We start from the raw sequence: 6,073 nt of genomic DNA on the forward strand, positions 1-6,073 counted from the left end.
AGGCGAAGTGCCTCCTTTGAACGGAAGGTGGCGGTTCGCCGTCCGGAAACGCGACAAAACAACGACTTAGAACAGTGGAGCTTTCCGAAAACAAGCGAGACTGTTCTAAGAAATCAGGCATCTACTCCCCGGTCGTGTTCTCGAACAGACGATCGAGCCCCCTCCGTTCGGACGGGTTATACCCCGGCCCATTCTCCCTGTCAGCGCCCGAATCCGGGGCCGTCTGGCGCTGTTGCGCGGGGGCGGGCGCGGCCTCTTGACGCGGCGCGGGCGCGCTGGCTCGGGGCGCCGCCGTCTCCTGCGTCGAGGTTCCGCTGCCGGGCTGCGGTGCCAGCGAGAAGAGCAGGGCCGCCGTGCTTTCAATCGTCGGTTTCGTCCTGGCGGTGCGTATCCAGTCCGGCTGGTCGTCCGGGTTCGGCACCAGCCAGGCGAAGAAGAGATAGGCGACGGTCACGATCAGCAGTCCGCGCGCCAGCCCGAAAATGAAGCCGAGCGTCCGGTCCAGGAGTTCCGCGCGCTCATGCAGGTCCATCAGCCCGCCCGACCAGCGCGAGGTAAACGCCGCGCAGACCGCATAGGCGACGATGAAAATGCCGACAGCCGCGATGACGGCGGCAAGCCAGGGCGGCGAAATCGCGCCTCGCAGCACGGGCGTCAGATAGGGAAAGAGCCATAGCGCCGCAACGGCCCCCACGACCCAGGCGACGATCGACAATATTTCGTTGGTGAAGCCGCGCAGCAGCGCCAGCACGCTGGATACCAGCAATACGCCAATGACGATGAGGTCGAAAAGCGTCAAATCACTCTCCCGAAAGCCGAGAGCAGATCACGATGAAACGGAATTGCATTGCGATCCTGTTTCATCGTGAAAATCTGCTCGTCGCTTATAGTCTGGACCGTTTTCCGAAGAAAACGGTCCAGCCGGATTCTATCACATATCGCGGGCGCGGCGTCCGCCGGGTGCCTTCTGCCCCTCGGTCGCCAGATAGGCAATGAGACCCGCAAGGTCCGAAATTTCCGTGAACGCGAGGCCCGCGCCGCTGCGGCCCTTGGCCCCCCCCGCAGGCAGGATCGCGCGTGTAAATCCCAGTTTTTCGGCTTCTTTCAGCCGCGCATCCATCTGGCTGACCGGCCGCACCGCGCCTGAAAGGCTGATTTCGCCGAAGATCACGCAGTCGCTCGGCAGCGGCGCCCCGGTGATCGAGGAAATGAGCGCGGCGGCCACCGCGAGGTCGGCAGCCGGCTCGTTGATTCGCAGGCCCCCCGCCACATTCAGGTAAACGTCCTGTCCCGCGAGCGAGAGCCCGCAGCGCGCTTCCAGCACCGCCAGCACCATGGAGAGCCGCCCGCTGTCCCAGCCGACCACCGCGCGTCGCGGCGTGCCGAGCGGGCTCTGCGCGGTCAGCGCCTGGATTTCGACGAGCACGGGCCGCGTTCCCTCGATGCCTGCAAAGACCGCCGAGCCGCTCGTGCCTCCGTCGCGCTCGCCCAGAAAGAGCGCCGAGGGGTTCGGCACTTCCGCAAGCCCCAGCTCGCCCATCTCGAAGACGCCGATCTCGTTCGCCGGGCCGAAGCGGTTTTTCACCGCGCGCAGGATCCGGAACTGGTGCCCGCGTTCGCCCTCGAAATAGATGACCGCATCCACCATGTGCTCGACCACGCGCGGCCCCGCGATCTGGCCTTCCTTTGTCACATGGCCGACGAGAATGATCGCCGTGTTGTTCTTCTTGGCGAAGCGCACCAGTTCCTGCGCGGAGGCCCGCACCTGGGAAACGGTGCCGGGCGCGCTGTCGAGATTGTCCGCCCACATGGTCTGGATCGAGTCGATCACCACCGCGTCCGGCGCCTTTTGCCCTTCCAGCGTCCCGATGATGTCCTTCAGGTTCGTCTCCGCGCCGAGCTGCACCGGCGCCTCCGCGAGGCCGAGCCTGCGCGCCCGCATCCTGACCTGCGCGATCGCCTCTTCGCCGGAAATATAGACGACCGAATGGCCTTTCTGCGCCAGCGCCGCCATCGCCTGCAGCAGCAGCGTCGACTTGCCGATGCCCGGATCGCCGCCCACGAGAACGGCCGAGCCGGGCACCAGTCCGCCGCCCGTCACCCGGTCGAACTCGCCCACGCCCGTCACATAGCGCGGCGGCTCCGCGCTCTCGCCGCTCATCTCCACGAGTTCGATCCGGCGGCCCTTGCCCTGCAGCGCCTTCGCCGCCGGCCCCGCGCCCACGCCGCCCGCCGCGCCTGCTTCCTCGACAATGGTGTTCCACTCGCCGCAACTCTCGCAGCGCCCCGCCCAGCGCGGTGTCACCGCGCCGCAGGACTGGCAGACGAAGGTGCGGGAAGGGCGGGCCATCTTGCTTCTTTGCGGTTGTTCTCTGAACTTGCCAAACAAACGATGTCATCCCGGGATTTATTCCCGGGACCCATTGGCCTCGCACCTTGTGGAAGCGTGGATTGGGTCCCGGCAACGAGTGCCGGGATGACACCTTAATTTTATGCGGGCATCGTGCCCCTTACGGCTTCAGCACTTCCATCTGGATCGGCCCTTCCGCGCGGCCATGAATGAACTGGTCGACATATTCGTTGCCGCTGTCGTCCACTTCCGCGCGCGAGCCCGCCCAGATGATCTTGCCCTTGTGGATCATCGCCACCTTGTCGGCGATCTTGCGCACGCTCGCCATGTCATGCGTGATCGACAGCGTCGTCGCGCCGAGATCCTTCACGCTGTCGACGATCAGGTCGTTGATGACATCCGCCATGATCGGGTCGAGGCCCGTCGTCGGCTCGTCGAAGAAGATGATCTCCGGCTCCGTCGCGATCGCGCGCGCAAGGCCGACGCGCTTCTGCATGCCGCCCGAAAGCTCGGCGGGATAAAGCTCGCCCACTTCCGCCGCGAGCCCCACCTTCGCGAGCTTCTCGATGGCGATGTCCTTGGCCTGGCGGCGCTTCATCTTGCGGCCCTGGATGAGGCCGAAGGCGACATTCTCCCAGACGGGCAGGCTGTCGAACAGCGCCGCGCCCTGGAACAGCATGCCGAACTTGCGCAAGACCTTCTCGCGGTCGCTTGTATCCATCTTCAGCACGTTCTTGCCGTCGACGAAGATCTCGCCGCTGTCCGGCCGGATGATGCCGAGCACGCATTTGATCATCACCGACTTGCCGGTGCCCGAGCCGCCGATCACGACGAGCGACTCTCCCTTCGGCACGGTCAGGTTGATGCCGTCCAGCACCACCTTCTTGCCGAAGCGCTTGCAGACGTTCCTGAGTTCGATCTTTGCTTCGCTCATGGCCCGCCTCAATTCGCAAACAGCAGCGACGTCATCACGTAGTTCGCCGCGAGGATCAGGATGGAGGCCGTCACCACCGCGTTCGTCGTCGCCCGGCCCACGCCCTGCGCGCCGCCCTTCGAGTTGAAGCCGTGGAAGCAGCCCATGGTGGCGATGATGAAGCCGAACACCGCCGCCTTGATGAGGCCGGAAGTCACGTCGTCGAGCTTCAGGAAGTCCGCCGTGTTCTTGATGTAGACGCCGGCATTGAAGTCGAGCGATCCGGTCGACACCACGAAGCCGCCCATGATGCCGATGATGTCGGCAATGAACACGAGCAGCGGCAGCGTGATGACGGCGGCGACGACGCGCGGCACCACGAGATATTTATGCGGATTGGTCGACAGCGTCGTCAGCGCGTCGATCTGTTCGGTGACGCGCATCGTGCCGAGCTCCGCCGCGATCGCCGCCGACACGCGCCCCGCCACCATCAGCCCGCCGAGCACCGGCCCGAGTTCGCGCGTGATGCCGAGCGCGACGATGGTCGCGACGATCGATTCCGAGTTGAGGGAGTTGCCGCCGTAATAAATTTGCAGCGCCAGCGCGCCGCCCGTGAAGAAGGCCGTCAGCGCCACCACCGGCAGCGAGAAATAGCCGATGCGGAGCATCTGTTGCGCCACCAGCCGCCAGAAGAAGGGCGGCCGGAAAATATGGCTCACAGAGAGCCAGATGAAGCGCGCCAGCGCGCCGATTTCGGCGAGCGTGGCCAGCACCACCCGCCCGATGATCGCGAAGACCTTCACGCCTGCCCCCTGCCTTCCTTGTTCGTGCCGCTGCCCGTTTCGGGCACGGGAATGTATCGCCGCATGTACCGCCTGCCCAGTGCCGTCAGTATCTCGTAGCCGAGCGTGCCGGCCCGAAGCCCCACCTCGTCCACGCCGATATGCGGACCGATGAGTTCCGCCATGTCGCCGCGCTTCACAGCGCCCGCGGGCAGGTGGCTCACATCCGCCATCGCCATGTCCATCGAGACCCGCCCCGCGATGGGGCAGGCATGGCCTCCAATATGCACCATGCCGCCCGATTCGGGGCTCCCGCGCGAGGACAGTGCCCGGAAATAGCCATCCGCATAGCCCGCCGCCAGCACCGCGATGCGCGCCGGCGCCGCCGCCTCCCATGTCGCGCCATAGCCGACCGTCTCGCCGGGCGCGAGGTCCCGCAGCGCGATCACGCGGGCCTCCGCGCGGATCGTGGGCCGGAAGGGGTTGGCGCGGCCCGTGAAGGGGCTGCCGCCATAAAGGCTCACCCCCGGCCGCACCATGCCGAAGCGGTAGTCCGGGCCGAGATAGATGCCGCCCGAATTGGCGAGGCTCGCCGTGGCGCCGCGAAAGCGCGGGGCGAGCCGCGCCCATATCTCGCGGAAGCGGGCGAGCTGGCGCGCATTCTGCGGGTGCTCCCGGTCGTCCGAACAGGCGAGATGGCTCATCACGAGCGAAACCTCGACGCCCGCCGTGAGCGCCTCGTCTTGCGCCAGCAGGGCCGCATCGGCGGCGCTCATGCCGAGCCGGTTCATGCCGGTGTCGAAATGCAGCGCCACGGGAAGCCCGACGCCCGCCGCGCGCCATTCGGCAAGTTCGGCGAGCGAGGCGATGACGGGCCTGAGCCCATGCCGCCCGTAAAGCGCCGCCGTGCCGGGAAAGAGCCCGTTCAGCACATAAATCGCGGCCCCCGGCAGCACCGTCCTCAGTTCCGCGCCCTCATTGGCATCCGCCACGAAGAAGCTGCGGCAGCCTTCTTCGGCCAGCCGCCGCGCCACCGGCCCGAGCCCCAGCCCATAGGCGTCCGCCTTCACCACGGCCGCCACCTCCGCCCCCGCCGCCTCGCGGCCGAGCATCGCGTAATTCGCCGCCACCGCGTCGAGATCGACGGTAAGCACCGCGCCCGCCGCCGCCTCGCCGGATCTATCGCTGCTGTTCATGGGATGTGACGTATCGGGCAGGGCGCCAGGCCCTCCGGGCCGATTGTATTGCGGTTCCCGCGGATCATAGCGGATCGCGGCTGAAGGGAAAGTTGTTGCCGGATTAAAGGGTTAATGGGGCAAAATTGCGTGCGCGCCCACGCGCCCACGCCTCAAGCGCCCTTGAGCGCGCGCCGCGCCGCCTGCGGTTCGCGCTCGATCACGCGCAGCAGCATCCGGCTCGGCTGGTCCGGCGCGCGCCGCCCTTGCTCCCAGTCGCGCAGCGTGCCGACGGGAATCTTGAACGTGTCCGAAAATTCCTTCTGCGTCATGCCGAGCCGCGCCCGCATCGCCTTCACGTCGATCTCGGCCGGAATATGCACCCGCGCCGCCGCCCCCTTGCCGCGCGAAAAGGCGATGGCTTCCTTCAAGCCCTGCTTGATGTCGCGTCCAACCTTGCTCACATCGGCCTCCTGTAACTCGAAACCGCCTGCTTCACGGACAAAATCTAGACTACGGCATTGCCGTAGTCAACGGGGCGGTGCGTCCCCACCCCCAACACGTCATTGCCGGACCTGATCCGTCAATCCAGAAGGCGCGCACCTGTCCTCCGAAGCTGCGAAGCAGCGTAGGGGGATCGCGCGCCGTCTCGCTTCACAACGGCTCGCTTTGGCAACCCTCTCCCCGCAGGGGGAGAGGGAAGGGGCCCGCCGAAGCGGCGCAAGCCGCGTAGGTGGGAAGGGTGAGGGGGACAGCGTCAGTGGCCGCACCCTGTCACCACCCCAACCCCGTCATTGGTGGGTCACGCGAAAGCCCGCCACCCCAAGACGGCGCCCCCCCAAACCACAATGGC

The 6,073-nt window shown here is 66.5% G+C and carries 6 protein-coding genes; all 6 read right to left on the reverse strand.

Translation table 11 applies throughout. The features are described 5' to 3' along the window. Positions 1 to 121: 121 nt before the first annotated feature. The 6 genes from ACKUUH_RS12830 to ACKUUH_RS12855 all read right to left on the reverse strand — a co-directional run bounded on the left by ACKUUH_RS12830 (position 122) and on the right by ACKUUH_RS12855 (position 5,684). Positions 122 to 799, reverse strand: coding sequence for a CvpA family protein (locus ACKUUH_RS12830; RefSeq protein ID WP_407950315.1), 678 nt, complete (start codon positions 797 to 799; stop codon positions 122 to 124). Positions 800 to 931: 132 nt separating this feature from the next. Next, on the reverse strand, positions 932 to 2,350 hold the full coding sequence (gene radA / locus ACKUUH_RS12835; protein ID WP_407950316.1) for a DNA repair protein RadA: 1,419 nt from the start codon (positions 2,348 to 2,350) through the stop codon (positions 932 to 934). Positions 2,351 to 2,510: 160 nt separating this feature from the next. Then, complete coding sequence (locus tag ACKUUH_RS12840) at positions 2,511 to 3,284, reverse strand: ABC transporter ATP-binding protein (RefSeq protein ID WP_407950317.1); 774 nt, start codon at positions 3,282 to 3,284, stop codon at positions 2,511 to 2,513. Positions 3,285 to 3,292: 8 nt separating this feature from the next. Beyond that, positions 3,293 to 4,066, reverse strand: coding sequence for an MlaE family ABC transporter permease (locus tag ACKUUH_RS12845; protein WP_407950318.1), 774 nt, complete (start codon positions 4,064 to 4,066; stop codon positions 3,293 to 3,295). Next, positions 4,063 to 5,241 (reverse strand): alanine racemase, encoded by a 1,179-nt coding sequence (gene alr, locus ACKUUH_RS12850; RefSeq protein ID WP_407950319.1) that lies wholly within the window; start codon positions 5,239 to 5,241, stop codon positions 4,063 to 4,065. The genes ACKUUH_RS12845 and alr overlap by 4 nt, the downstream gene beginning before the upstream one ends. Positions 5,242 to 5,393: 152 nt before the next feature. Beyond that, entirely contained in the window at positions 5,394 to 5,684 is a 291-nt protein-coding gene (locus ACKUUH_RS12855; RefSeq protein ID WP_407950320.1) for a helix-turn-helix domain-containing protein, read from the reverse strand. Between the last annotated feature and the right edge of the window lie 389 nt (positions 5,685 to 6,073).

Origin of the sequence: Parvibaculum sp. (assembly GCF_045863935.1) — a bacterium.
Lineage (GTDB): Bacteria > Pseudomonadota > Alphaproteobacteria > Parvibaculales > Parvibaculaceae > Parvibaculum.

Coding starts and splice junctions, on each gene's coding strand:
- radA (WP_407950316.1), bottom strand. CDS start 2,350: ATGGCCCGCCCTTCCCGCACCTTCGTCTGCCAGTCCTGCGGCGCGGTG.
- ACKUUH_RS12840 (WP_407950317.1), bottom strand. CDS start 3,284: ATGAGCGAAGCAAAGATCGAACTCAGGAACGTCTGCAAGCGCTTCGGC.
- alr (WP_407950319.1), bottom strand. CDS start 5,241: ATGAACAGCAGCGATAGATCCGGCGAGGCGGCGGCGGGCGCGGTGCTT.